Raw genomic sequence first — 25,051 nt, forward strand, 5'->3', positions numbered from 1 at the left:
ATGAGCAGTGAGTTCGAGGGCAAGGTGGCCCTGGTGACGGGTGCCGGAGCGGGCCTCGGGCAGGGCGTGGCCGTCGCGCTGGGGGCACGAGGGGCATCGGTGCTGGTGCACGACCTCGACGCGGACAGCGCGCGAGCGGTGGTCGAGCAGATCACCGCTGCGGGCGGCACAGCGGTCGCCGGGCAGGGTGACGTGGCCGACCCCGCCGTGATGAAGGCGGCCGTGGAGCAGGCGGTGGAGGCGTTCGGCGGTCTGCACCTGGCGGTGAACAACGCCGGTATTGGCGGCCCCAGGGGCCAGCTCGAGGACTACGACGACTCCGACGGCTTCGCCGCCTACGACAGGCTCATCGACATCAACCTGAACTCCGTCTTCTACGGCATGCGGTACCAGCTGCCGGCGATCATCGCGGCCGGTGGTGGAGCGGTCGTCAACATGTCCTCGATCTACGGGGTGGTGGGTGACTCCACGGTGGCTCCTTACACCGCCGCCAAGCACGGGGTGGCGGGGATGACGAAGGCGGCCGCTGCTGGTGCGGCCGCCAGGGGGGTGCGGGTGAACTCCGTGCACCCGGGCTACATCCGCACCCGGCTGCTGGAGGAGGTCTCCAAGGAGGTGCAGGACCTCATCGCCACCAAGCACCCGATCGGGCGGCTCGGGACGGTGGACGAGGTGACGGAGGTGGTGCTGTTCCTGCTCAGCGAGCGGGCCTCCTTCGTGGTGGGAGCCCAGTTCGTCGTCGACGGCGGCTTCACCGCCGTCTGAGAGCGCCATCCACACGACGAGCGAAGGGAGAGCTGCATGGACGTCGAGGAGCTGGTGGCCATCGACGTGCACACGCACGTCCTGGCCTCGGTGGACGGTCATCGCAGCGGCGCGGGAACCGACGCGCTTGCCGGCACCTTCGGCGCGATCCCGGAGCTCACCGTGCCCGAGCTCGCCGAGCACTACCAGCAGCGGTCGATGGCAGCCGTCATCTTCACGGTCGATGCCTTCACGCGCACTGGTGAAGGGCCTCGTGTGTCGAACGAAGAGATCGCCGAGCAGGCCGCTCGCTTTCCGGACACCCTCATCCCCTTCGCCAGCGTGGATCCGGGCCGTGGGGCTGAAGCGGTGCGCACCGCGCGCCGCTTGATCTCCGACCACGGAGTGCGCGGGTTCAAGTTCCATCCGAGCGACCAGGCGTTCTACCCCAACGACGCGAGCGCCTACCCCCTCTACGAGGTCATCGCCGACGCCGGTCTGCCCGCGTTGTTCCACAGCGGGCAGACCGGCCTCGGCGCTGGCCAGCGTGCAGGCGGGGGTATCCGCCTGAAGTACTCGAACCCGATGCACCTGGACGACGTCGCGGTGGACTTCCCCGACATGCCGATCGTCATCGCGCACCCCTCTGTGCCGTGGCAGGACGAGGCGCTCGCCGTCGCTGCGCACAAGCCGCAGGTGTACATCGACCTGTCTGGCTGGTCGCCCAAGTACTTCCCACCCCAGCTCGTCGCTCAGGCGGGATCTCTCCTGAAGCACAAGGTCCTCTTCGGGTCCGACTTCCCCGCGATCAGTCCAGACCGCTGGTTGCGCGACTTCGAGGACCTCCCGATCAAGGACGAGGTGCGCCCCCTGATCTTGAAGGAGAACGCGGCCCGCCTGTTCGGTCTCATCCGCTAGGTGTTGCCACGAGCGGATCGCGACTCACGCACCGAGGAGCAGCTCGCGCGGGCGTGAGCTGCGCCGCTCGCCACGCCCGCGCAACGTCCATGGGCCGGTGTGGTCCGTCGCGGGTCGACCGATCAACAGCTGTTGCTCGCCTGGCGCCCCCATCGGGTGTCCCTGGACTGCGGCTACCTCGCCGACGAACGCGCCTTCGTCAGCCTGTTCGTCGTCGAGGCCGAGCACGCCGAGCCCGGCACCCGGATGGAGGTGCTGTGGGACGAGTCACCGGACTCCACCAAGCCCCAGGTGGAGCCACACCAGCAGCGCACCCTGCGCGCCGCCGTGGCCCCGGCCCCGTTCGTGCAGTTCGCTCGGGGAGCTGTCGCGCCCGCTGCCCCCACCCCCGACCGGGAGGAGGGGCGCGAGGCAGCAGTGGATGGTCGTGCTGCGACGTCCTGGTCGGGTCGACGCGGCGTCGTCGTCCTGCGACGGATGACGTACGCCGAGCGGCCCCGGCGCGCGGCGACGACCCGTCATCGCGCCGTCGGACGGCGCCGCGCGGCTGCCTAGCCTGGCGAGCGGGTGGTTCGCAGACCTCGACGTCGAGGAACCGCGCGCGACCAGCCCCTCAGCAGGAAGGACGCCCATGAGCGCGAAGAACCTCCAGGACGTGCTGGACGCCGCAGGCAGCACCGTCGAGCTGCTGCGCAGCTCCCGCCTCGGCACCTACATCTACCCCGTGGTGCCCGCGGAGTTCACCAACTTCCGCCGCGAGGCGAAGGCCTGGCGGAACACCGCCGTCCTCTTCGACCAGTCCCACCACATGGTCAACCTCTTCGTCTCCGGCAAGGACGCGCTGCGCCTGCTCACCGAGACCGGCGTCAACAGCACCGCGAACTTCCCCGTCGACACCGCCAAGCAGTTCGTGCCCGTCTCCCCCGAGGGCGGCGTCATCGGCGACGGCATCCTCTTCCGCGACGCCGAGGAGGCGTTCACGTTCGTCGGCCGGGCGCCGGTGGCCAACTGGCTGACCTACCAGGCGCAGCAGGGCTACGACGTCGACGTGCGGCGCGACGAGCGCTCCCCCTCGCGCCCCTACGGCAAGGCCGTGACCCGCGAGCTGTGGCGCTTCCAGATCCAGGGCCCGAACGCGTGGCCGGTCATCGAGAAGCTGAACGGCGGCCCTGTCGAGCAGGTCAAGTTCTTCCGCATGGGACGGATGCGCATCGCCGGGCACGAGGTCCGCACGCTGCGCCACGGCATGGCCGGCGCACCGGGCCTGGAGATCTGGGGACCGTACGAGACCTACGACGCCGTCCGCGACGCGATCCTCGAGGCCGGCGCCGAGTTCGGGCTGGAGCCCTCGGGCTCGCGGGCCTACTCCTGCAACACCTTCGAGTCGGGCTGGATCCCCTCCCCGCTGCCCGCCGTGTACACCTCCGACGAGCTGAAGGCCTACCGCGAGTGGCTCCCCGCTGACGGCTACGAGGCCACCAACGCCCTGGCCGGCAGCTACGTCACCGACGACATCCGTGACTACTACCTCAACCCGTGGGAGCTGGGGTACGGCTCGTTCGTGAAGTTCGACCACGACTTCATCGGCAGCGACGCCCTGCGGGCCGTCGTCCCCGGGGAGCAGCGCCGCAAGGTGACCCTGGCCTGGAACGCGGAGGACCTCGGCAAGATCCTCGCCTCACCGCTGAGCCCCGAGCCCGGCGCGCAGTGGTTCGACCTGCCCAACGCCAACTACGGCTCTTCCAACTACGACGCCGTGCTCGACGGCGACGGCCACCAGGTGGGCCTGTCGCTGTTCACCGGGTACAGCCCCAACGAGCGGACCGGCCTGTCACTGGCCACCGTCGACCCGGGCGTGCCGGTCGGCGCCGAGGTTCGCGTGGTGTGGGGCGAGCCCGACGGCGGCTCGGCCAAGACCACCGTGGAGCCGCACGAGCAGGTCTCCGTGCGCGCCGTGGTCAGCCCGGCCCCGTACTCCAAGGTGGCGCGGGAGTCCTACCAGGCCGGCTGGCGCACGGCAGGGGCGCGGTGACGGTGGGGGTCCCGCCGGCGTCGCTGCTCGACGACCTCTCCCTGGAGATGACCGGGAAGGACGTCGAGAAGCTCGACGAGGCCCGGTCCGCGCTGCCCGCCGGCACGCGCATCAACGTCACCTACCTGGCGAACGAGGACCTGCCGATGCGGGTGGCCGCCTCGAAGGCGGTGAAGGACTGGGGCTTCGTCCCGGTGCCCCACGTCTCGGCGCGGCGCCTGGCCTCCCAGGCGCAGCTGGAGGAGTTCCTCACCGCGCTGGAGGGGGTGGGCGCCACCGAGGAGGTGTTCGTGGTGGGCGGTGACCCCGCCACGCCGGAGGGGCCGTACGAGGACTCCCTCGCCGTCATCCGCAGCGGGCTCCTGCAGCGCCACGGCGTGCAGAGGGTCAGCGTCAGCGGCTACCCCGAGGGTCACCCCGACATCGGCGACCCCGTGCTGTGGCAGGCGCTGGAGGGCAAGCACGCAGCGCTGCGCGAGCAGGGGCTGCCGGGGACGGTCATCACGCAGTTCGGCTTCGACGCCGACGCGGTGCTCGCCTACCTCGCCGCCGTGCGCCGGCGCGGCGTCGACCTGCCGGTGCGGGTGGGCGTGCCGGGCCCCGCGGGCATCAAGCGGCTGCTGGGCTACGCCAAGCGCTTCGGCGTGGGCACCAGCGCCGGCATCGCCAAGAAGTACGGGCTGTCGCTGACCAACCTGCTCGGCACCGCCGGCCCTGACCGGTTCCTCGGGGCGCTGGCGGCGCAGCTGGACCCGGCGGTGCACGGCGAGGTGAAGCTGCACCTCTACACGTTCGGCGGCCTGCGGGCCACGGCCGAGTGGGCGCAGCAGTTCCGCGCCACCCACGCCTGAGCTGCCCCCACTCGTCGTGATCATGAGCGTCCGCGCCGCCACACCGCGGCGGTGGGGCGTCAGGTGCCCGCTGGGTGCGCTGGTGCCCGGGTCCGGGCCCTCAGCCCGGGCACGGGGCCACCCAGCGGGCAGCCCCCACCCGGCGGCAGGGGGGCCACCGGGCCAGCCGGCCCTGCGCCAGGTGTCGACCACGCTCCAGCCGGCCTGAGCGCGACACCACCCGTCACCCCCTCCGTCTCGATCGAGGACGTCGGCGACACCACGCCGTCGTTGCGGTCTGGAAGGACCGGCCCATCAGAGGTGAGGCAGATCTCGGCGATCGTTGAAGCGGTGAGCATGCAGGTCACGCACTGTTCTGGCGCCAACGTCCTTGATCGTCGCGGGGGTGGGTGACGGTCCGGCGGGTCACGCGGTCAGGTCGGGCGCCCTCGAGCGATCGACGCGCGAGGGGCGCCCCGCCGAGGAACACGGCCCCGCGCAACGCCGCCCCCCGTGCGCAGCGCCCATGATCACGAGGGGTGGGGGCGGGGGCCGGCCGCCCGGAGCTTGGCGAGCATGCCCCGCAGCACCTCGTTGAGGTGCTCGACCTCCTCCGGCGAGAGCCCCTCCAGCACGACGTCCTGCCCCGCCGCCGAGATCGGCAGCATGAGGTCGTGCAGCCGGGCCCCCTCGTCCGTGAGGTAGTGGTGCCGCGAGCGGCCGGGTCCCGCGCTGCTCGTGATGAGGCCGCGCTCCGACAGCACCCGGTTGCTGCGCGAGACGAGCGCCTCGTGGGTGCCCAGGTACTCGCTGAGCTCCGCGCCCGTCATGCCGGGCCGCACCGCCAGCGACGCCACGACCCGCCAGTCGTTGGTGCCCAGGCCGAACTCGGCCTTGAGCAGGCTCGACTCCCGGTAGACCAGCGCGTTGGAGACCAGCGCGAGGAGCCTCGGGGTGAACGCGTCGCTGGGGAGGGTCCTGGGCAGCGGCGTCGTGACGGCGTCAGCGGGGGCGTCGGGCACGGGACCAGCATCGCGCCGCGGTCGGTGCGGTGCTGGTCCCGTGCGCGAGCCGCTCAGGAGGCGGCGGGAGCGGTCCGCGCCACGGACCGGGTGTCCTGGAAGGCGCGGACGCCGGCGATGCCCTGCTCGCGCCCCATGCCTGACTGCTTCATGCCGCCGAAGGGCGCGCGCAGGTCGAGGCGGTTGGCGCCGTGGTCGTTGACCCACACGTAGCCGACCGCCAGCCGGTTGCCGATGCTCGTGGCGGCGTCGGGGTCCTCGGTCCACACGGAGCCGCCCAGGCCGCTCCACGTGTCGTTGGCGGCGCGGACGGCCTCGTCGTCGTCGTCGAAGGAGATGACGGGGACCACCGGGCCGAACTGCTCCTCCGTGACCACCCTCAGCGAGGGGTCGGGGTCGACGACGATCGCCGGCTGCAGGAAGTTGCCGTCCGCCAGGTCACCGCCGGGCAGCTCGCCGAAGCGAAGGACCGTGGCGCCGGACTCCTCGGCCTCCGCGATGAGCTCGGCGACGAAGTCGCGCTGCGCGCGCGAGTGGAGCGGGCCCATGGTGGTGCCCTCCTCCAGCGCGTGCCCGAGCTTGGTGCGCTCCAGGCGCGCCGAGAGCCCGGCCACCAGCTCGTCCCGGCGCGAGGAGTGCACGTAGAGGCGCTTGGCGTTCATGCAGATCTGGCCGGTGGTGTCGTAGACGGCGCCGAAGAGCCGGTCGAGGGCCTCGTCGCCGAGGTCGGCGTCGGCGCGGATGATCGCCGGGTCGTTCCCGCCCAGCTCCAGCGTCACGCGGGTGAGGCTGCGGGCGGCCATCTCCATGATCCGCCGGCCGCCGCCGACGCTGCCGGTGAAGCAGACCTTGGCGACGTCGGTGTTCTCCACCAGGCCCGACATCTCCGCGTCGCGCCCGGTGATGACGTTGAGCACGCCCGGGGGCAGCTTCTCGGCGACGCGCTGCACGAGGCGGGCGGTCGCCAGCGGCGCCGACGGCGGCGGCTTGACGATGGCGGTGTTGCCCGTGAGCAGGGCGTGCGGCAGCGCCGCCGCGAGGATGGCGAGCGGCCAGTTGAAGGGCACGATGACCGTCACCACGCCGAGCGGCTGGTAGGAGACCGTGGTCTCCACCGCGATGCCGGGGGCGGGCGGCAGCACCGTCGCGGCCTCGACCTCGTCCGTGTGCATCAGGGCCAGCTGCCAGCGGATCTCGAAGACGAGGGCGTCCACCCAGGCCTCGTGGACGACCTTGCCGTTCTCCTGGGCGAGCACGGCGGCGTCGCCGTCGCGCTCGGCGGCGAGGTCGGCGATGGCGGCCGTCATCTGCTCGGCGCGCTGCGCCGGGGTCAGCGCGGCCCAGGCGGGGAAGGCGCCCTTGGCGGCGGCGACGGCGTCGGCGACGTCCGCCGCGGTGGCGGCGGCGGCGCGGCCCACCACCCGCGAGGGGCGGGCCGGGTCGACGACGTCGAGGTGGTCGGCGGTGGTGCGCGCCTGCCCGCCGATGTAGAGGCCGGTCTCCACCGGGGCGGTCTCGTGGGCGGTGGGGGCGTCGAGCGTGTCAGTCATCTGGTGAGCACCTCTTCGTGCGGACGGGATCGACAGGACGAGCATGGACCCTTGAACTTGACATGTGAAGACCGGGGCCCGGTCGGACTACGGGAGGCGCAGCACCAGCTCCGCCGGCTCGCCTCCGCCCTCGGCACCCGGCGCGGCGGCCACGCGGGACACGCACACGCACAGCGACGTGCCCGCCTCCTGCTGGCGCCGGCTGAGGAAGACGTCGCGGTGGTCGACGACGCCGCGCACGGAGGCGACCTCGATGCGGCACAGCCCGCACTCGCCCTTGCGGCAGTCGTACATGAGGTCCGCCCCGGCCCGCTGCAGGGCCTCCAGCAGCGTGGTGTCGGGCCCCACCGTGGTGCGCAGCCCGATCTCGGGGATGCACGCGGTGAACGGCTGCGGGGCGTACCAGCCCGAGCTGCCGAACGTCTCGAACCTCAGCGTGCTCGCCGGCAGGTCGGCCGCCTCCCAGCCCCGGCGCACCGCGTCCATGAGCCGGATCGGCCCGCAGACGTAGGCCTCCACGCCGCCGGGCACCCGCTCGTGCTCCGCGGCCAGCTCCGCCACCAGGGCGGCGACGTCGAAGGGCCCGTGCTCGTCGTCGACGTGGAGGCGGTAGCGGTCGCCCAGCAGCTCGGCCAGCTCCGCGGCGTACGCCGCCCGGGTGCGCGTGCGCACCACGTGGTCGAGGACCACGTCGGCGCCGCGCGCGGCCAGGCGCCGGGCCATCGCCACCAGCGCGGTGACGCCGATGCCGCCGGCCACCAGGTGGTAGCGCCCGGCGCCCAGGCGCAGCGGGAAGCCCTGCAGCGGGGCGCTGCACTCGACGTCGTCCCCCACCGCCAGGGAGTGCACGTAGCGCCCGCCCCCGCGGGAGGTCGGCGTGAGGAGCACCGAGATGGCCGAGCGCGTGCCGTCGGCGCTGGCCTCGACCACGGAGTAGGAGCGCACCTCGCGCCCGGCCGGGGTGTGCACGGCCAGCTGCAGGTGGGCCCCGGGCTCGGCGGGACGCCCGGGCGCGTGCTCCAGCACCACGCGCCGGACCCCGTCGGCCACGTCGCGGGCCTCGACCACGCGCGCCGGCCGCAGCGCGGCGCCCGCCGCGGACGCACCCACCGCCGCGCTGGTCGGCGAGGCGCTCACACCCGGCCCTCGGAGCGCAGCATCTCGTCGAGGATGCGCCGCACCCACATGCCGCCGGCGTCGATGTTGAGCGAGTAGAACTCCTTGCCGGGGTTGGCGTCGATGGCGCGCTGCTGCGCGGCGAGCATCGCCTCGTCCTCCCCGAACACCCCGTGCACGCCCTCGCGCAGCTGGGTGGTGATGAGCTGGCTGTCCAGGCGGTAGTTGCGCATGAACGCCCAGAAGTAGTGCGAGCTGCGCTCGGTCTCGGGCGTGATGGTGTTCATGACGTAGCCGTTGACGCCCTGGCTGCGGTCGCCCTCCGGAGCGCCGGTGCCCGTGGGTGCCACGCCCACGTCGATGCAGATGGTGGACGGCGCGTAGTAGTGGATGATCTGCCAGCGGTCCACGCGCCCGTCGAAGTCGGGGAACCTGTCGCGGATGTTCTTCAGCCAGAACGGCGGCGGGGCCACGTCGCGCATCCACCGGGTCACGCTGACCGACCCGTCGGCCTCGCGGCGGGTGGTGAACTCCGACTCGCTCAGCTCGTCCTGGCCGATGCTGGAGTGGTGCACGAACTCCTCGTGCGTGAGGTCCATGAGGTTGTCGAGCACCAGCTGGTAGTTGCACGGCGCCTCGATGGTCAGGCCGTCACCGGCCCACTCCGGGGAGTCCATCTGGTGCATGTCGGGGATGGACGCCGGGTCGGCCAGCAGCGGGTCGCCGGGCCACACCCACACGTACCGGTACCGCTGCTCCACCGGGTAGGACGTCACCAGCGCACTGGGGTTGACGGTCTCCTGCGCCGGCATCTTGGTGCAGCGGCCCGCGGAGTTGTACTGCAGCCCGTGGTACGGGCACTGGATGCCGTCGCGGCCCACCAGGGTGCCCATCGACAGCGGCGCCAGCCGGTGCCAGCACGCGTCGGCCAGCGCCACCGGGCGTCCGTCGGCGGTGCGGTACAGCGCCATCGGCTGCCCCGCGACGGTGCGCGCCAGCGGCTTCTGGGAGGTCACCTCGTGGTCCCACGCGGCGGCGTACCAGGCGTTGAGGGGGAAGGGGAAGATCTTGGCGTTGACCTGCCCGGGCGCCGCGAGCGGCTCTGCCTGCACGTCGGTCATGGGTGCTCCTCACCGTGCTGCGTCACGTCGTCGTGGCTTCCCGGGAGGATCGGCGACGACGACGACGCCCCGCAGCAGCGCTTCCGGCAGGCGGAAGGAGCGCTGGTCAGGGGCGTGCGGCGGCGCGGGCCCCCAGGGCCCGGGAGATGCCCAGCGCCGCGGCGCGCACCGCGGGCACGAGCGGCGCCGCGGTGGTGCGCGCCGTGCTGTAGACCACGGAGACCGCGGCCACCACCTCGCCGCGGCCGCGCCGCACCGGGGCCGCCACCGACGCCGCTCCCTCGGTCACCTGCTGGTCGCTGAAGGCGACGCCGGCGCGGCGCACCTCGGCGAGCAGGGCGCGCAGGCGGCCGGCGTCGGTGTCGGTGTGCTCGGTCCAGCGCCGCAGGGGCCCCGCGAGCGCGGCCTCCTGGACCTCGGAGGGCGCGTGGGCGAGCAGCACCCGGCCGACGCCCGTGGAGGGCAGCGGGAAGCGCGCCCCGACGCGGGTCATGACGTCCACGGCGTCGGGTCCGGTGAGCCGTTCGACGAAGACGCTCTCGAGGTCCTCCCGGACCGCCAGCTGCACGTTCTCGCGGGTGGCGGTGTAGAGGTCCTCCAGGAACGGCAGCGCCGCCTCGCGCAGCTCGGGCCCGCGGGGGGCGAGCGAGGCGAGCTCCCACAGGCGCAGCCCCACCGACAGGGTGCCGTCGGGTGCCCGTTCCAGCGCCCCCCACCGGACCAGGTCGTTGACGATGCGGTGCGCGGTGGTGAGCGGCAGCCCGCTGGCCACCGCCACGTCGGCGAGCCGCAGGCGCGGGTGGCGGGGGGTGAAGGCGGCCAGGACGTCGAGCGTGCGGGTGGTGAGGGTCACGGCTCTCGGGGTGCGTCGGTGCTGCGCCGCCTCGGGTCGAGCCGCACCGGCGGCTGGTCGAGGTCGCCCACGGGCACGGCGCCGTCGCCCTCCACGCTCTGGCCGCGCAGCTGCCCGAGCATCTCGCGCAGCAGCTCGTTGAGGCGCGTCACCTGCTCCGGCTCGAGGCCCGTGGTGATGAGCTCGTGGCCGCGGTGGGAGACCGGGACCATCTGGTCGTGCATCTCGGCGCCGGCCCGGGTGAGGTACATCGGCCGCGAGCCGCGCGGGCCCTGGAGCAGCGCCACGAGCGCGCGGTCGACCAGGACGGCGACGCTCTTGGACACCACGGCCTTGTTGACGCCGAGGAAGCGGGTCACCTCCGTGGCCGACAGCCCGGGACGCCAGCCCAGCGCCGAGATGACCCGCCAGTCGTTGGTGCCCAGCCCGAAGCGGCGGCGCATCTCGTGCGACTCCTGCCAGACCAGCGCGTTGGAGACGAGGTAGACCAGCCGCGGCGTGAACTCCTCGAGGTCGATCCGCGTGCTCAGGGGCTCGGTGACGATGTCCTCCGCGGCGCGCCCGCCGTTGGGCCACTCGTGGGGCATGACCATGTGCTGCCTCGTTCCAGGAGCCGACGTCGGGTGCGACGAGTTTCCACCAGGTGGAAGGGCGCGTGCGCCCGGACGCCCTCACAGCGCCATCATCGGCGCGCCAGCAAGTTGTTCCATGAAGGTGTTTACATGTCAACAGGCTGGCTGTTACGTTCCGCGGCACGAGCCACCGACACGGACGTCGGAGGTCTCGCCGAGGAGCGACCGGGTCGCTGGCGGCGTCGACGACGCGCCGCAGCGGCGCGCCCACCGCCCCGCCGCACCACCCCCGTGTGCATCGACGAGGAGACACGCGATGACCGCCCAGCCCCTGACCGCCTCTCGAGACCTGAGCGTCGCCGAGCTCGAGGAGCTCTCGCACGAGCTGCGCACCAAGCTGCTCGAGCTGTGCGGCACCTACGAGGGCGCCGTGCACATCGGCGGAGACCTCTCCGCCGCCGACATCCTCACGGTGCTCTTCGAGTACGGCATGACGGTCGACCCCGACGACATCAGCAACCCGCAGCGCGACAGGTTCGTGCTGAGCAAGGGCCACGCCGCGGTGTGCATGTACATCGCCATGGCCATCCGCGGCTTCTTCTCCTACGAGGGCATCGTCTCCAGCTACGGCCAGCTGGACAGCGCCTACGGCATGCACCCGTGCAAGGTGCAGCTGCCCGGTGTCGAGGCCTCCACCGGCTCCCTCGGCCACGGCCTGCCGCTGGCCGTGGGCATGGCCCTCAGCGCCCGCCACCGCGGTCAGCAGCACCGCGTGTTCTGCCTCCTGGGAGACGGCGAGACCGGCGAGGGCTCGGTGTGGGAGGCCGCGATGGCCGCCCGCAGCAACCGGCTGGGCAACCTCGTGGCCTTCGTCGACCGCAACCGCCAGCTCATGACGAGCATGGCCGAGGAGCGCGTGGTCTTCGAGCCCTACACCGACAAGTGGGCGGCGTTCGGCTGGAACGTCGTGCACGTCGACGGCCACGACATGGCCGCCCTGGTCCGCGTGGTCGACGAGCTGCCCGACCCCGACAGCGACCGCCCCACCGTGGTGGTGGCCGAGACCGTCAAGGGCAAGGGCGTCGACTTCATGGAGGGCAACCTCGCCTGGCACGCCGGCTCCCTCGGCAAGGCCGACCTCGAGCGCGCCCTCACCGCCCTCAACACCGCCTTCGAGGCCTCCCGCACGCAGAAGGAGAACGTCTGATGCCCGTCACCTTCACCTTCGGGGAGTTCCTCTCGGCCCGGTCCGTCATCGGCTCGACCCTGGCCGAGCTCGGCGAGACGCACGACAACCTGTGGGCGCTGACCCCCGACATCGGCGCCACCCTGGTGGAGTTCCGCGAGAAGTTCCCCGACCGCTTCCTCGACGTCGGCCTCGCCGAGCAGGTCTGCGTGGGCATCGCCGCGGGCCTGGCCTACGACGGCAACATCCCCGTGGTCTCGGGGATGCTGCCCTTCCTGAGCATGCGGGCGCTGGAGCAGATCCGCACCGACGTCTGCTACCCGAACCTCCCCGTGAAGATCATCGGTACGCACGGCGGCCTGGTCGGCAACGGCGGCTCCACGCACTACGCCGTCGAGGACCTGGCCCTCATGTGCGCCCTCACCAACATGACGGTCACCTCCATCGGCGACCCGCTCATGGTGGGCGAGGTGCTCCGCCAGTCGATGGCCATGAAGGGCCCGATCTACATCCGCCTCGCCGTCGGCAAGTCCGACCAGGTGCTCTACCAGCCCGGCCAGCACGACGTCCGGATCGGCAAGGGCATCGTCACCCGCGAGGGCACCGACGCCACGATCTTCACGCACGGCACCACGGTCGCCCAGGCCGTGCAGGCCGCCGAGGCCCTCGAGCAGGACGGCCGCTCCGTGCGCGTGGTGGACATGTTCACCCTCAAGCCGATCGACGCCGACCTCATCGCGCAGTGCGCCGAGGAGACCGGCGGCCGGTTCGTGGTGCTGGAGGACCACCTCGCCTACGGCGGGCTCGCCACGCGGGTGGCCGACGTCGTCGCCGACCGCGGCATCCGCCTCACCGCCTTCGAGCGCCTGGGCATCCCGCAGGTGTACGCGGGCTTCGGCGGTGACGAGGAGCTGCGCGACAAGCACGGCTACGGCCTGGCCGCCACCGTCGCCGCCACCCGCCGGGTGCTGGCGGCCCAGCCGTGAGGACCGTCGCCGTCACGAGGATCGGCAGCCTCAGGGCCACCGACGAGGGCGACCGCGGCCGCATCGGCGTGGTCGACCTCCCCGAGCACCCGCTCGGCCCGGAGGACGTCCGCATCCGCGTGGCCTACGCGGCCATCTGCGGCTCCGACCCGCACCTGGCCGAGGGCTTCTTCGGCACCGACGTGCCGATCGGGCTGGGCCACGAGGTCTCCGGGGTGGTGGAGGCGCTCGGCGAGCGCGCCACGCGCAACGGCCTGCGCGTCGGCGACCGGGTGGCCGGCAACTTCCTGAGGTTCTGCGGCACCTGCCGCCCCTGCCAGGAGGGCAGGCAGCAGTTCTGCGAGCACATCCAGGACTACAACCGGCCCGGCATGTCCGAGACGGTCACCTGGCACGAGTCGCAGGTCTACCGGCTCCCCGAGTCGGTCACCCTGCTGCAGGGCTGCCTGCTGGAGCCGGTGTCGGTGGCGGTGCGGATCGCCGACAAGACGCGCATCCGGGTGGGTGACCGCGTCGCCGTCTGCGGCGGCGGGCCCATCGGGCAGCTGGCGCTGCAGGTGATGAGCCGGTACGGCGCCACGTCGCTGACGATGATCGAGCCGATCGCCGAGCGCCGGGCCCTCGCGCTGCGCACCGGGGCCGAGCACGTCATCGACCCGGTCGGCGAGGACCAGGGCCAGCGCGCCCTGGAGATCACGCAGGGCCGCGGGTACGACGTCGTCATCGACGCCTCCGGGTCGACGCGCGCCGTGCGCGGGCTGCTGGACATCGCCGCCAAGGGCGCCACCGTCATCTACGGCGCGATGTACCCCACCGGGTTCGAGCTGCCGCTCGACCTGTCCGAGCACCTGTACCTGCGCGAGCTCACCCTCACCGGCGTCTTCGTCTCCCCGTACGCGTTCCCCCGCGCGCTGCAGCTGCTCCCCCACCTTCAGCTGGAGGAGATGACGCAGGCCGTCTTCGACCTCGAGGACGCCGAGCGGGCGTTCGAGGTCCACCTCTCCGGCCGCTTCCCCAAGGTCGTCATCCGCTGCAACGCCGTCGAGGAGCTGGTGTGACGCTCATGACGGAACCCGCAGAGCCCGCCTCGACGACGACGGCCGCCGCCGCACCGGCCGCGGCCGCAGCGGGCCCGTTCGCGCTGGAGGCCCGCGACGTCTCCAAGCACTTCGACGGCGTCCACGCGCTGCGCGGGGCCCAGCTGGCCGTGCGCCCGGGCGAGATCCACGCGCTGCTCGGGGAGAACGGCGCGGGCAAGTCGACCCTCATCAAGGTGGTCACCGGCGTCTACGCCCCCGACGGCGGCACGCTGGTCCGCGACGGCGAGGAGGTGCAGTTCACCGGGGTGCGCGCCGCCAACCGCGCCGGCGTGGTGGCCCTCTACCAGGAGCTGTCGATCATCCCGTCGATCTCCGTGGCGGAGAACGTGCTGCTGGGCGAGCAGATGCCCTCCCGCGGCGGCATCGTCAGCTGGCGGAGCATGAGGCAGCGCGCCCGCGTGCACCTGGAGCGGCTCAACCAGCGCATCCCGCTGGGGATGCTGGCCGGGGAGCTCTCCCCCGTCCAGCAGACGATGGTCTCGGTGGCCCGGGCCCTCGCCACCGACGCCAAGGTGCTCATCCTCGACGAGCCCACCGCGTCGCTCACGGACACCGAGATCCGCGAGCTCTTCGTCGTCCTGAGGTCCCTGCGCGACGAGGGCGTGGCCATCGTCTACGTGTCGCACCGGCTGGAGGAGGTCTTCGAGCTCTGCGACCGCCTCACCATCATGCGCAACGGGTCGCACATCACCACCAGGGACGTCAGCGCCTCGACCATCGACGAGGTCATCTCCACGATGGTGGGCCGGGACCCCGGGTCCCTCTACCCCGACCGCGGCACGGCCACCGAGCAGGTGACGATCTCGGTCTCGGACCTGCAGGGCCGGCGCGTGAAGGACGTCTCCTTCTCGGCGCGCGCCGGGGAGGTGCTGGGGATCGGCGGGCTGGCCGGGTCCGGGCGCAGCGAGCTGCTGCGCATCCTCGCGGGGGCGCAGAAGCAGACCTCCGGGACCATCACCGTGGCCGGCACCACCGTGTCGATGCGGGCGGCCGTCCCGCAGATGCTCGAGGCCGGGGTCGCGCTGGTGCCCGAGGAGCGGCGCAGCCAGGGCGTGGTGCTCGGCGCCACCATCCGCGACAACATCGCGCTGGCCAACATCCCCACCGTCAGCTCCGCGGGCGTCGTCTCCGGCGCGCGGATCAGCACCATCGTCGAGCGGGGCATGCGCGACCTGCAGATCAAGGCGCACAGCCCCCGCCAGCCCGTGGGTGAGCTGTCCGGCGGCAACCAGCAGAAGGTCGTGCTGGCCAAGATGCTCGCCCGCAGGCCCAAGGTGCTGCTCATGGACGAGCCGACGCGCGGCATCGACGTCGGCACGAAGGCCGAGATCTACCGGCTCATCCGCCAGCTGGCCGCCGGCGGCACCACCGTCATCGCGGTCAGCTCGGAGCTGCCGGAGCTGATCGGGATGAGCGACCGCGTGCTGATCATGCACGAGGGCCGGGTCTCCGGCGAGGTCGACGCCGCGGACGCGGACGAGGAAGTCCTGCTGTCGTACTGCTACGGAAAGGCCGACGTGCGATGACCGCCACCCCCACCCGCAACCCGGGGATCGAGGACACCTCGGCCGGGGTGCTCGCCGTGCCCCGCCGGTCCCTGGGCCAGCGCGCCCTGTCCGGCGGCACGGTGCTCGCCCTGGTCGCCCTGGTCCTCTTCTTCTTCGCGATGCGGCCGGACGTGTTCCTGACCTTCACCAACGTCCGCAACATCCTCTACCAGGTGTCCATCCTGGCGATCATCGCCGTGGCGCAGACCGTGGTGATGGTGGTCGGCGACTTCGACCTGTCGGTGGCCGCCACCTCGAGCCTGTCGGGCTCGGTGGCCGGTGCGCTGCTCACGGCGGGCCAGTCGGTGACCGTCGCGGTGCTCGCCGCGGTGGCGGTGGGCCTGGCCATCGGGCTGGTCAACGGCCTGCTGGTCGCCTACCTGAACCTCTCGGCCTTCGTGGCGACCCTGGCGTCGATGACCTCGATCGTCGGGGCGGCGTACCTCGTGACGCAGGGGACCACGCTGTTCAACTTCCCCGCCGGCTTCACGCAGCTCGGCCAGGGCCGCCTGCTCAACATCCCGATGCCCGTCTACCTCGCCGTCCTCATCGCCCTCGTGGCGTGGGCCGTGCTGCGGTTCACCACCATCGGGCGCAGCTGGTACGCCATCGGAGGCAACGTGGAGGTGGCGCGCCTGTCCGGTATCTCCGTGCGGCGGTCGCGGCTGCTCGCCTTCACCGTGGCGGGCCTCGTGGCCGGCATCGGCGGCATCCTCCTCGCCGCCCGGCTCGGCTCGTCGTCCGCGGTGCAGGGCAGCGACAACCTCATGTTCTCCGTGGCGGCGGTGTTCCTCGGCATGACCGTCATCAGGTCCGGGGCAGCCAACCTGGGTGGCACGGTGATCGGAGTCGCGATCATCGGGGTGATGAGCAACGGCCTCAACATCCTGGGCGTGAACTCCTACGTCCAGCAGGTGGTCACCGGGATCATCATCATCGCGGCCGTCACGCTCTCGTCGCTGAAGACGCGGAGCCGCTGACCCCCGCCCCTCCCGGAGCTCCGGCTCCCCCTCCCAGCACAGCCTCCCCAGAACCCCCTCGGCCGCGCGGCACCCGCCGCGGGGCAGGTCTTCCACGCACTGACGAAGGAGTCACCATGCGCATGAGGTTCACGGCCCTCGCCGCGGCGGCGCTCGCCGCAGCCACCGTCCTGTCCGGCTGCGGCGGCAGCAGCGGCACCGACGCCGGGTCGGGCGGCGACGGCGGCTCCGGCAAGCCGTTCAAGGTCATCGCGTTCACCTCGGGCAACCAGACCCCCATCGGGGCCTGGTGGGTCAAGCAGGTCCAGGCCGACGCCAAGGCCAACGGCTGGGACCTGACCATGATCCAGGGCGACTTCGACTTCCAGAAGATGAACCCGCAGGTGGAGAGCGCCATCGGGCAGGGCGCGGACGCCATCTTCGACGGGTACACCGACGTCGCCTCGATCAGCTCGATCGTCACCGCGGCCAAGGACTCCGACATCCCGATCTTCGCGGTGGACGCCGGCACCGAGGCGAACGACGCCTTCGCGCTCAACGTCACCTCGAACCAGCAGGGCATCGCCGACCAGACCGTGCAGGAGATCAGCAAGCAGCTGGGCGGCCTGCAGGGCAAGAACGTCATGGTCATCGGCCACGACCCGCACCCCGGCATCCGGATGCGCGCCAGCCTCGCCGAGGCGGAGCTGAAGAAGGCCGGGGCGAACATCGCCGGCGGGTCCATCCAGAAGGTGAAGTCCCCGGCCACCGGCCGCACCGAGGCCCTCGCCCTGGTCAGCGACTACCTCACCGCCAACCCCGGCGGCCTGGACGCCGTCTGGGTCGGCTGGGACGACGCCGCCCTGGGCGCCGCGCAGGGCGTCAGCGAGTCGGGCTCGAAGGCGATCGTCACCGGGTGCGACGCCTCCAGCGAGGCGATCGCCGCCATCCAGTCGGGCACCAGCCCGCTCGTGGCCACCGTCGAGCAGCCCTGGCCGTCGGTGAACAAGACCGTCGAGGACGCGATCCTCGCCTACCAGAAGGACGGCACCAAGCCGTCGGAGACCTTCGACGCGGTGGACACCACGCTGGTGACCAAGGACAACGCCGCCTCGATCACCCCGTCGGACAAGCTCGGCAGCTGACGTCCCCGCGCCCGGCCGGGCGGGGTGCTCCCCCGCCCGGCCGGGCGCCGGACGTCTCCACAGAGGAGATGACCATGGCTCTCGACAACAAGGTGGCCCTCATCACCGGCGGTGCCGGCGGCATCGGGCTCGCGACCGTCCGCGTCTTCCTGCGGCAGGGCGCCAAGGTGGTGGTCGCCGACGTCGACACCGAGCGCGCGCAGGCCGCCGCCGACGAGGTGGCCCACGAGGGCGCACCCGGGGCGGTGACCGCGGTGGGCGTGGACGTGTCCGACTTCGACGCCTTCCAGGCGGCCGTGCGGACCACGGTGGAGCGCTTCGGGCGCCTGGACGTGCTCTTCAACAACGCGGGCATCGCGGGCGGCAAGCCGCTGCTGGAGCACGACCCCGAGAAGGACTACCACCCGATGATCAGGGTGGACCAGGACAGCGTGTACTACGGCATCCTCGCCGCGGGCCGCCAGTTCCGGGACCAGGGCGGGGGTGGCGTCATCGTCAACACGTCCTCCATCTACGGGGAGCAGGCCGCCGAGCTGGCGTTCACCTACAGCGCGGCCAAGGCAGCCGTCATCTCGTTCACGCGCTCCGCGGCCTACGAGCTGGCCCACCAGGGCACCCGCGTGGTGGCCATCACCCCGGGCCGCGTCGCCACGCCGATCATCAACCAGTTCAGCCCCGAGCTGCGGGCGCTGTTCGCCTCCGAGCTGCTGCGGAACACGATGACGGAGCCGGAGGAGATCGCGAACGTGGTGGCGTTCCTGGCCTCCGAGGAGTCGAACGTCATCAACGGCACGGTGGTGAGCTGCGACGACGGGTACACCGTCTTCAAGCAGCGCTTCGAGCTCCCCACCTTCTGAGGTGGCGGTGAGCGACCGGGCGGTGGGCGTCGACCTCGCCTTCCACACCAGCGCCCTGCCGGTGGCCCCGGAGGGCGACGCGCTCGCCCCCGTGCTCGGGCGGCTGCGCGAGCTCGGGTACCGGCGGGCGGTGCTGCCCCCGCTCGACCCGGCGGGCACCGACGCCGCGTCGCTGCGGACGGCGTTCGAGCGGGCGGACCTCGCGCCCATCGCCATGGTCGGCCTGGCCCCCGGCCAGGACGTCTCCTCGGACGACGACGACGAGCGCGCCGCCGGCCGCGCAGCGCTCCTCGCTGCGGTGGACCTCGCCGTCGCGCTGGGCGCGGACCAGCTCAACGGCGTGCCGTACGGCCTGTTCGGCAAGCCGGCCACCGCTCCCGGCGCCGCGGCGTTCGAGCGCAGCGCCCTGGTGGTGGGCGAGGTCGCGGACCGCGCGGCGGACCGCGGCGTGCAGCTGACCTTCGAGGTGCTCAACCGCTACGAGGAGGGCCTGGTCAACACCGCCGCGCAGGCGGTGGAGTACGTGGCGGCGAGCGGGTCGGCGCACCTGGGCGTCCACCTCGACACCTTCCACATGGCGGTCGAGGAGGCGGACCTCGCCGCCGCGGTGCGCACGGCGCTGCCCCACCTGCGCTACCTCGAGCTGGGACAGTCCGGCCGCGGCGACCTCGGCTCCGGGGCGGTGGACGTGGCGGGGGTGCTCCGTTCGGCCCTGGCCGGGGGGTACACCGGGCGCGTGGGCGTGGAAGCCTTCTCCCGTGCGCTGATGCCGGGCGCCGTCGCCGACGCCCTGGCCATCTGGCGCTCGCCCTACGACGACGGGCTCGGCCTGGCCGAGCGCGCCCTCGCGCTGGTGCAGCACGCGGCCAGCGGCACCCCCGCGCCCCACCCGGCAGTCCCGACCCAGCAGGAGGCCCGACGATGACCGCCACCTCGCAGACCAGCACCACCGCTCCCGCCCCCACCGGCGGCCTCATCGACGAGGCGGCCGTCCGCGGCCGGATCTTCATCGACGGCCAGTGGGTGGAGGGCGCCTCGACGCTCGCGTCCCTCGCGCCCGCCACCGGCGAGACCATCGCCACCGTCGGCATCGCCGGCCCCGACGACGTCGCCCGCGCCGCCGAGGGCGCCGCCCGCGCGCAGAAGGCCTGGGCCGCCACGCCGCACCCGGCCCGCGCCGCCGTCCTGCGCCGCGCAGGGCAGCTGTGGGAGCAGCACGCCGAGGAGGTGATGGGCTGGAACATCCGTGAGGTCGGTGCCATCCCGCCGCTGGCGGGCTTCGCGCTGCACGTCACGGCCGCCGAGTGCTACGAGGCCGCCTCGCTGCCGTCGGCGCCCCTGGGCACGGTCCTGTCCAGCGAGCAGCCGCGGCTGTCGCTGGCCGAGCAGGTGCCCGTCGGCGTCGTCGGGGTCATCTCCCCGTTCAACGTGCCGCTGATCCTTGGCATCCGCGCGGTGGCGCCGGCCCTGGCGCTCGGCAACGCCGTGCTCCTCAAGCCGGACCCCCGCACCGTGATGACCGGTGGCGTGGCGTTCGTGCGCATCTTCGAGGAGGCGGGCCTGCCCGCCGGTCTGCTGCAGCTGGTGCCCGGCGGCGCCGACGTCGGCGAGGCCCTCGTCACCGACCCGCGCGTGCGCGTCATCGCCTTCACCGGCTCCACCCGCGCCGGGCGCGCCGTGGGCGAGCTCGCCGGGCGCCACCTCAAGCGTGCCCACCTCGAGCTGGGCGGCAACAGCGCGTTCCTCGTCCGGGAGGACGCCGACGTCGACAGGGCCGTCAACCTCGCCACGTGGGGCTCGTTCCTCCACCAGGGGCAGATCTGCATGACGGTGGGCCGCCACATCGTGCACGAGTCGGTCTTCGACGAGTACGTCGACAAGCTCGCCGCCAAGGCCGACTCGATGCACGTGGGTGACCCGGCCGCCGGGCAGGTGCACCTCGGCCCGCTCATCGACGAGGTCCAGCGCGACCGCGTCCACTCCCTCGTGCAGGACGCCGTGGCCCAGGGCGCGCAGCTGCGCGCCGGCGGCACCTACGAGGGGCTCTTCTACCGGCCCACCGTGCTCGCGCACACCCCGAAGGACGCGCAGGCGTACTGCGAGGAGGTCTTCGGACCGGTGGCGTCGGTCGTCTCGTACGCAGACGACGACGAGGCGGTGGAGCTGGCTACCGCCACCGAGTACGGACTCTCCCTCGGCATCGTCAGCAAGGACGCTTTGGGGGCGCTGGACCTGGCGCGCCGCATCCCCACGGGCATCGTCCACATCAACGACCAGACGGTGAACGACGAGGCCAACACGCCCTTCGGCGGCGTCGGCGCGTCGGGCACGGGATCGCGCCACGGCGGGGCGCAGGCCAACGTCGAGGCGTTCACCGAGACCCGGTGGATCACCCTGCGCCGCGAGCCCGGCCAGTACCCCCTCTGACCCTCCCCGTGATCATGGGCGTCCGCCACCTCATGGGGTGGCAGACGCCCATGATCACGATGGGCGCCCGCCACGTGCGCACGTGGCCATCATCACAGATGGAAGTCTCCCTTCAGGGGGACAAGTGCGGTGCCGATCCAGGACGTGTCACACCGACGCACCTGGGGGACAGTCGCCATGCGCCATCTAGCCGACCTGAAGGTCGCCACCAAACTCACCTTCGGCTTCGCGGCCGTCTGCCTGCTCCTGCTCACGATCAGCGGCATCGGCATCGCGAAGCTGAAGGCGTCCCAGGCGAACCTCGAAGACCTCTCCGGCAGCGGCATGGCCTCGATCTCTGCCGTCGACGACATCAACACCTCCGTCATCGCCGCCCGCAACGCCTTGAACGGCGTGGCGCTCGCGATGGACGACCGCGACACGGAGGAAGCGACGAAGACCTTCCACGACGCCCTGACGACGGTCGAGGACGACTGGACGCTGTACCTGAGCACCGATCCCGCGAGCACCCCCCAGCAGCGAGCCGCCTTCCAGGCGAGCTGGGGTGAGCTGCGCGACGTGATGACCCGGGTGCTCCCCCTGGCAACGAGCACGGACATCACCGAGTACATGCAGCAGCGCGACGCAGTTCTCCTGACGGCAGCAAAGAAGACCGCCGACGTGCTCAGCGAACTCGCCCAGACCGAGGACACCGCGGCAGACAGCACCACCACGGCCGCAGGCGAGGCGTATCGCTTCTCTGTGGCACTGCTCGTCGGCTGTTCGGTCGCGGCACTGGTCCTGGCAGCGGCGATCACGACGGCGGTCTCACGCTCCGTGACTCGCCCCCTGTCCAGGGTCGTGGAGGTCATGCAGGGCCTCGCCGGTGGCCACCTCGACCAGCGGGTGGGCCTGACGAGCAAGGACGAGCTCGGCCAGCTGGCCGTCGCCACGGATGCCTCCCTGGAAGCCCTGGCCGCAGCGATGCACGACATCAGCGACGAAGCGCGTTCCCTGTCGTCGGCCTCCAGCACCCTCAGCAGCGTCTCCACACAGATGGCTTCCAGCGCGCAGCAGTCGGCTGCGCAGACCCAGGTGGTGTCCGCGGCCTCCGCGGAGGTCAGCGCGTCGATCTCCACGGTCGCGGCGGCCGGGGAGGAGATGACCGCCGCCATCGCCCAGATCGCCACCGCCACCAGCGAGGCGTCACAGATGGCCGCCTCGGCGGTCTCGGCCGCGGGCTCCGCGGGAGGAGCGATCGAGCGGCTGGGTATCTCCTCCCGCGAGATCGGCGACGTCGTCAAGCTCATCACCTCCATCGCCGAGCAGACCAACCTCCTCGCCCTGAACGCCACCATCGAGGCCGCCCGCGCCGGAGAGATGGGCAAGGGCTTCGCCGTGGTGGCCGGAGAGGTCAAGGAACTCGCCCGCCAGACCGCGCAGGCCACCGACGAGATCATCAGCAAGGTGAGCGCCACCCAGGGCGACGCCGCCGCGGCAGCATCGGCCGTCACGGAGATCGGTCAGGTCATCTCCCGCATCGACGAAGTGCAGGCCACCATCGCCGCAGCCGTCGAGGAGCAGTCGGCCACCACCAACGAGATGGTCCGTAACGTCACCGAGGTCTCCATCGGGTCGGCGCAGATCTCAGCGAACGTCTCCGACATCGCCGCGGGCACCGTGCAGAGCCGCGAGTCCGCCGGCCACACCGCCGCCACCGCCACCTCGCTGGCGGCCTCCGCGCACCGGCTGCAGGAACTCACAGGACGCTTCACCTTCTGACGGCGCCGTCAGCCACCGTCAGCCAGAGCCGGCGGTGCTGAGTTCTCCGCCGCCTCCCCCACCACGGCGGGAACCCGCGCGAGCGAACGCGAGATGCCCTGTGCAGCCACCTGCAGCGCCGCCACGAGACGGGGCCTGTCGCGGGTGAGGCTGGGGACGACGACGCCGAGCGCCGCCACCACCTGGTCGCGCTGCACCACAGGCACGGCCACCGAGCACGCCCCCAGGCCCAGCTCCTCGGCGGTCGTGGCGAAGCCGTCGCGCAGCACGAGGGTGAGCTGACGCCGCAGACTGCCGGGCGCGGTGATGGTGAACGGCGTCAAGCGAGGCAGCTCGCGGAACACCTCCTCCTGCACCGCCGCCGGGGCGTGCGCCAGCAGCACCTTGCCGACGCCCGTCGCGTGCAGCGGCAGCCGCGAGCCGACCGTGGAGACGATCGGGAGGGAGGCGTGCCCCCGCAGCCGGTCCACGTAGAGCGCTCGGGCGCCGTCGCGCACCGCCAGGTGCACGGTGGCGCGGGTCACGCCGTAGAGGTCCTGCAGGTGAGGAGACGCGACTTCCCGAAGACCCGACTGCACGGGAGCGAGCAGGCCGATGTCCCACAGCCTCCGGCCCACCACGTAGTCACCCGAGGGCGTGCGGGTCAGCGCCCCGAACTCCACGAGGTCGGAGACCAGCCGGTGGGCCGTCGGCAGCGGCATGCCGGCCCGCTCGGCGAGGACCGTCAGCGCCAGACGGCGGTGGTCCTCATCGAAGGCTGCCAGCAGGCTCAGCGCACGGGAGGTCACACTCCGCCCCGCCGTCCCGGTGTTCCCCGCCACGACCCCATCATGACTTCCGCTGGACGGAAGAGGAAGCGCGTTCGGCCAGGCGTGGAGGCCTACCGTCACTGTCATGAGCAGCTCGCGGGTGATCCAGGGCGCAGCGACGCGCCACCCCAGCACGGGGCTCGTGCACCAGCACGTCATCGATGACGAGATCGCGCAGACCAGCCGCGCGTACGAGGCCGCGGGTGCCGTCGAGCACCAGCCCCGCCTCGACTACGCGCCCTACCGCTCCAGCCTGCTGCGCCACCCCACCAAGGACCTGCACCACGCCGACCCCGAGGGTGTGGAGCTGTGGGCGCCGTGCTTCGGCGAGCGCGACATCGACCCCCTCGAGTCCGACCTCACCATCCAGGGCGGTGGCGAGCCGATCGGTGAGCGCATGGTGGTGACCGGCCGGGTGCTCGACGGCGACGGACGCCCCGTGCGCCGGCAGCTGGTGGAGATCTGGCAGGCGAACGCCGGAGGCCGCTACGTCCACAAGCGTGACCAGCACCCCGCCCCGCTCGACCCGAACTTCACCGGCGTGGGGCGCTGCATCACCGATGACCAGGGCCACTACCGCTTCACCACCATCAAGCCGGGCCCGTACCCGTGGCGCAACCACCACAACGCGTGGCGCCCCGCGCACATCCACTTCTCGCTGTTCGGCACCGACTTCACCCAGCGCCTCGTGACGCAGATGTACTTCCCGGGAGACCCGCTCTTCGCGCTCGACCCGATCTACCAGTCCATCGTCGACCCGAAGGCGCGTCAGCGGCTCGTGGCCACCTACGACCACGACATCACCCAGCACGAGTGGGCCACCGGCTACCGCTGGGACATCGTGCTCACGGGAGGTCACCGCACGCCCCTGGAGGGCGACCTCGACGTGGAGCGCAGCGACGACGAGGAGACCTCCCGATGACCCTCACGACGACGACGGACGCCGCGGCGCCCGCGCTGCCGACGGCACTGGCCCCGACCCCCGGTCAGACGGTCGGTCCGTTCTTCCACTACGCCCTCCCCTACGACGGCGACCGGGAGCTCGTCGCGCCCGGCACACCCGGGGCGCTGCTGCTCCACGGCACCGTCACCGACGGCTCGGGCCTGCCCGTGCGCGACGCGCTCGTGGAGATCTGGCAGGCCGACCCGTCCGGCCGGGTGGTCCAGCGGCAGGGCTCGCTGCGCCGCGACGGGCACAGCTTCACCGGGTTCGGCCGGTGCACCACCGACCGGACCGGGCGCTACGCGTTCACCACGCTGCGCCCCGGCGCGGTGGAGGGCGGGCTGCCGTTCTTCGCTGTGACGGTCTTCGCGCGCGGCCTGCTCCACCGCCTCTTCACTCGCGCCTACCTGCCGCTGGACGGAGCGGAGCCGGACGCGCTGCTGCGCTCCGCCGGTGACCGCGCGGACACGCTCCTCTGCGTGGACGACGAGGGCGCGCTGCGCTTCGACATCGGGCTGCAGGGCGAGCGCGAGACGGTCTTCCTGCGCTGGCCGCGCGAGGGCCGGTGACGGC

At 72.4% G+C, this 25,051-nt stretch carries 24 protein-coding genes; 17 read left to right on the top strand and 7 right to left on the bottom strand.

Annotated features, from left to right (window positions below):
* The 5 genes from BXY45_RS07510 to BXY45_RS07530 all read left to right on the top strand — a co-directional run bounded on the left by BXY45_RS07510 (position 1) and on the right by BXY45_RS07530 (position 4,545).
* A complete protein-coding gene (locus BXY45_RS07510; protein ID WP_109773709.1) occupies positions 1-765 on the top strand; it encodes an SDR family NAD(P)-dependent oxidoreductase in 765 nt (254 codons plus the stop codon).
* A gap of 36 nt (positions 766-801) precedes the next feature.
* Positions 802-1,662: an amidohydrolase family protein gene (locus BXY45_RS07515; RefSeq protein WP_109773710.1), complete on the top strand. Its 861-nt coding sequence runs from the start codon at positions 802-804 to the stop codon at positions 1,660-1,662.
* A 156-nt stretch (positions 1,663-1,818) separates the two neighbouring features.
* Positions 1,819-2,217, top strand: a complete 399-nt coding sequence (locus BXY45_RS07520) for a hypothetical protein (RefSeq protein WP_109773711.1) — start codon at positions 1,819-1,821, stop codon at positions 2,215-2,217.
* Positions 2,218-2,293: 76 nt separating this feature from the next.
* On the top strand, positions 2,294-3,694 hold the full coding sequence (gene ligM, locus BXY45_RS07525; protein ID WP_109773712.1) for a vanillate/3-O-methylgallate O-demethylase: 1,401 nt from the start codon (positions 2,294-2,296) through the stop codon (positions 3,692-3,694).
* A gap of 47 nt (positions 3,695-3,741) precedes the next feature.
* Positions 3,742-4,545: a methylenetetrahydrofolate reductase gene (locus tag BXY45_RS07530; protein ID WP_109773780.1), complete on the top strand. Its 804-nt coding sequence runs from the start codon at positions 3,742-3,744 to the stop codon at positions 4,543-4,545.
* Positions 4,546-5,054: 509 nt separating this feature from the next.
* Here BXY45_RS07530 and BXY45_RS07535 read toward each other — a convergent pair.
* From BXY45_RS07535 to BXY45_RS07560, 6 genes are all read right to left on the bottom strand, one after another.
* Positions 5,055-5,546, bottom strand: a complete 492-nt coding sequence (locus BXY45_RS07535; protein WP_170131367.1) for a MarR family winged helix-turn-helix transcriptional regulator — start codon at positions 5,544-5,546, stop codon at positions 5,055-5,057.
* Positions 5,547-5,599: 53 nt separating this feature from the next.
* A complete protein-coding gene (locus BXY45_RS07540; protein WP_109773714.1) occupies positions 5,600-7,096 on the bottom strand; it encodes an aldehyde dehydrogenase family protein in 1,497 nt (498 codons plus the stop codon).
* Between the two features lie 87 nt (positions 7,097-7,183).
* Positions 7,184-8,233: a PDR/VanB family oxidoreductase gene (locus BXY45_RS07545; RefSeq protein WP_211319324.1), complete on the bottom strand. Its 1,050-nt coding sequence runs from the start codon at positions 8,231-8,233 to the stop codon at positions 7,184-7,186.
* Entirely contained in the window at positions 8,230-9,333 is a 1,104-nt protein-coding gene (locus tag BXY45_RS07550; RefSeq protein ID WP_109773715.1) for an aromatic ring-hydroxylating dioxygenase subunit alpha, read from the bottom strand. The genes BXY45_RS07545 and BXY45_RS07550 overlap by 4 nt, the downstream gene beginning before the upstream one ends.
* Positions 9,334-9,439: 106 nt before the next feature.
* Positions 9,440-10,186 carry an IclR family transcriptional regulator gene (locus BXY45_RS07555; protein WP_109773716.1) on the bottom strand — a complete coding sequence of 249 codons (747 nt, stop codon included), beginning with the start codon at positions 10,184-10,186 and terminating at the stop codon, positions 9,440-9,442.
* Positions 10,183-10,779 (bottom strand): MarR family winged helix-turn-helix transcriptional regulator, encoded by a 597-nt coding sequence (locus BXY45_RS07560; RefSeq protein ID WP_109773717.1) that lies wholly within the window; start codon positions 10,777-10,779, stop codon positions 10,183-10,185. Before BXY45_RS07560 ends, BXY45_RS07555 begins: the two co-directional genes overlap by 4 nt.
* Positions 10,780-11,074: 295 nt before the next feature.
* Between BXY45_RS07560 and BXY45_RS07565 the strand changes: the two genes are divergently transcribed.
* From BXY45_RS07565 to BXY45_RS07610, 10 genes are all read left to right on the top strand, one after another.
* Positions 11,075-11,965 carry a transketolase gene (locus BXY45_RS07565; RefSeq protein WP_109773718.1) on the top strand — a complete coding sequence of 297 codons (891 nt, stop codon included), beginning with the start codon at positions 11,075-11,077 and terminating at the stop codon, positions 11,963-11,965.
* Positions 11,965-12,930: a transketolase family protein gene (locus BXY45_RS07570; RefSeq protein WP_109773719.1), complete on the top strand. Its 966-nt coding sequence runs from the start codon at positions 11,965-11,967 to the stop codon at positions 12,928-12,930. The genes BXY45_RS07565 and BXY45_RS07570 overlap by 1 nt, the downstream gene beginning before the upstream one ends.
* Positions 12,927-13,988 carry a zinc-dependent alcohol dehydrogenase gene (locus BXY45_RS07575; RefSeq protein ID WP_109773720.1) on the top strand — a complete coding sequence of 354 codons (1,062 nt, stop codon included), beginning with the start codon at positions 12,927-12,929 and terminating at the stop codon, positions 13,986-13,988. The genes BXY45_RS07570 and BXY45_RS07575 overlap by 4 nt, the downstream gene beginning before the upstream one ends.
* A 5-nt stretch (positions 13,989-13,993) precedes the next feature.
* A complete protein-coding gene (locus tag BXY45_RS07580) occupies positions 13,994-15,556 on the top strand; it encodes a sugar ABC transporter ATP-binding protein (protein ID WP_109773782.1) in 1,563 nt (520 codons plus the stop codon).
* Positions 15,553-16,557, top strand: a complete 1,005-nt coding sequence (locus BXY45_RS07585) for an ABC transporter permease (protein ID WP_109773721.1) — start codon at positions 15,553-15,555, stop codon at positions 16,555-16,557. The genes BXY45_RS07580 and BXY45_RS07585 overlap by 4 nt, the downstream gene beginning before the upstream one ends.
* A gap of 116 nt (positions 16,558-16,673) precedes the next feature.
* Complete coding sequence (locus BXY45_RS07590) at positions 16,674-17,681, top strand: sugar ABC transporter substrate-binding protein (protein WP_109773722.1); 1,008 nt, start codon at positions 16,674-16,676, stop codon at positions 17,679-17,681.
* Between the two features lie 74 nt (positions 17,682-17,755).
* Entirely contained in the window at positions 17,756-18,538 is a 783-nt protein-coding gene (locus BXY45_RS07595; protein WP_109773783.1) for an SDR family NAD(P)-dependent oxidoreductase, read from the top strand.
* Between the two features lie 7 nt (positions 18,539-18,545).
* Positions 18,546-19,463: a sugar phosphate isomerase/epimerase family protein gene (locus BXY45_RS24500; RefSeq protein ID WP_170131368.1), complete on the top strand. Its 918-nt coding sequence runs from the start codon at positions 18,546-18,548 to the stop codon at positions 19,461-19,463.
* A complete protein-coding gene (locus BXY45_RS07605) occupies positions 19,460-20,965 on the top strand; it encodes an aldehyde dehydrogenase family protein (RefSeq protein WP_109773724.1) in 1,506 nt (501 codons plus the stop codon). The genes BXY45_RS24500 and BXY45_RS07605 overlap by 4 nt, the downstream gene beginning before the upstream one ends.
* Positions 20,966-21,142: 177 nt before the next feature.
* On the top strand, positions 21,143-22,726 hold the full coding sequence (locus BXY45_RS07610) for a methyl-accepting chemotaxis protein (protein ID WP_109773725.1): 1,584 nt from the start codon (positions 21,143-21,145) through the stop codon (positions 22,724-22,726).
* Between the two features lie 8 nt (positions 22,727-22,734).
* Here the strand turns inward: BXY45_RS07610 and BXY45_RS07615 are convergent, their stop codons facing one another.
* Positions 22,735-23,547, bottom strand: a complete 813-nt coding sequence (locus BXY45_RS07615) for an IclR family transcriptional regulator (protein ID WP_109773726.1) — start codon at positions 23,545-23,547, stop codon at positions 22,735-22,737.
* A gap of 73 nt (positions 23,548-23,620) precedes the next feature.
* Between BXY45_RS07615 and pcaH the strand changes: the two genes are divergently transcribed.
* Positions 23,621-24,457, top strand: a complete 837-nt coding sequence (gene pcaH / locus BXY45_RS07620; protein ID WP_109773727.1) for a protocatechuate 3,4-dioxygenase subunit beta — start codon at positions 23,621-23,623, stop codon at positions 24,455-24,457.
* Positions 24,454-25,047 carry a protocatechuate 3,4-dioxygenase subunit alpha gene (pcaG, locus tag BXY45_RS07625; RefSeq protein WP_109773728.1) on the top strand — a complete coding sequence of 198 codons (594 nt, stop codon included), beginning with the start codon at positions 24,454-24,456 and terminating at the stop codon, positions 25,045-25,047. The genes pcaH and pcaG overlap by 4 nt, the downstream gene beginning before the upstream one ends.
* Positions 25,048-25,051: the final 4 nt, after the last annotated feature.

Origin of the sequence: Quadrisphaera granulorum, assembly GCF_003149145.1 — a bacterium.
Lineage (GTDB): Bacteria > Actinomycetota > Actinomycetes > Actinomycetales > Quadrisphaeraceae > Quadrisphaera > Quadrisphaera granulorum.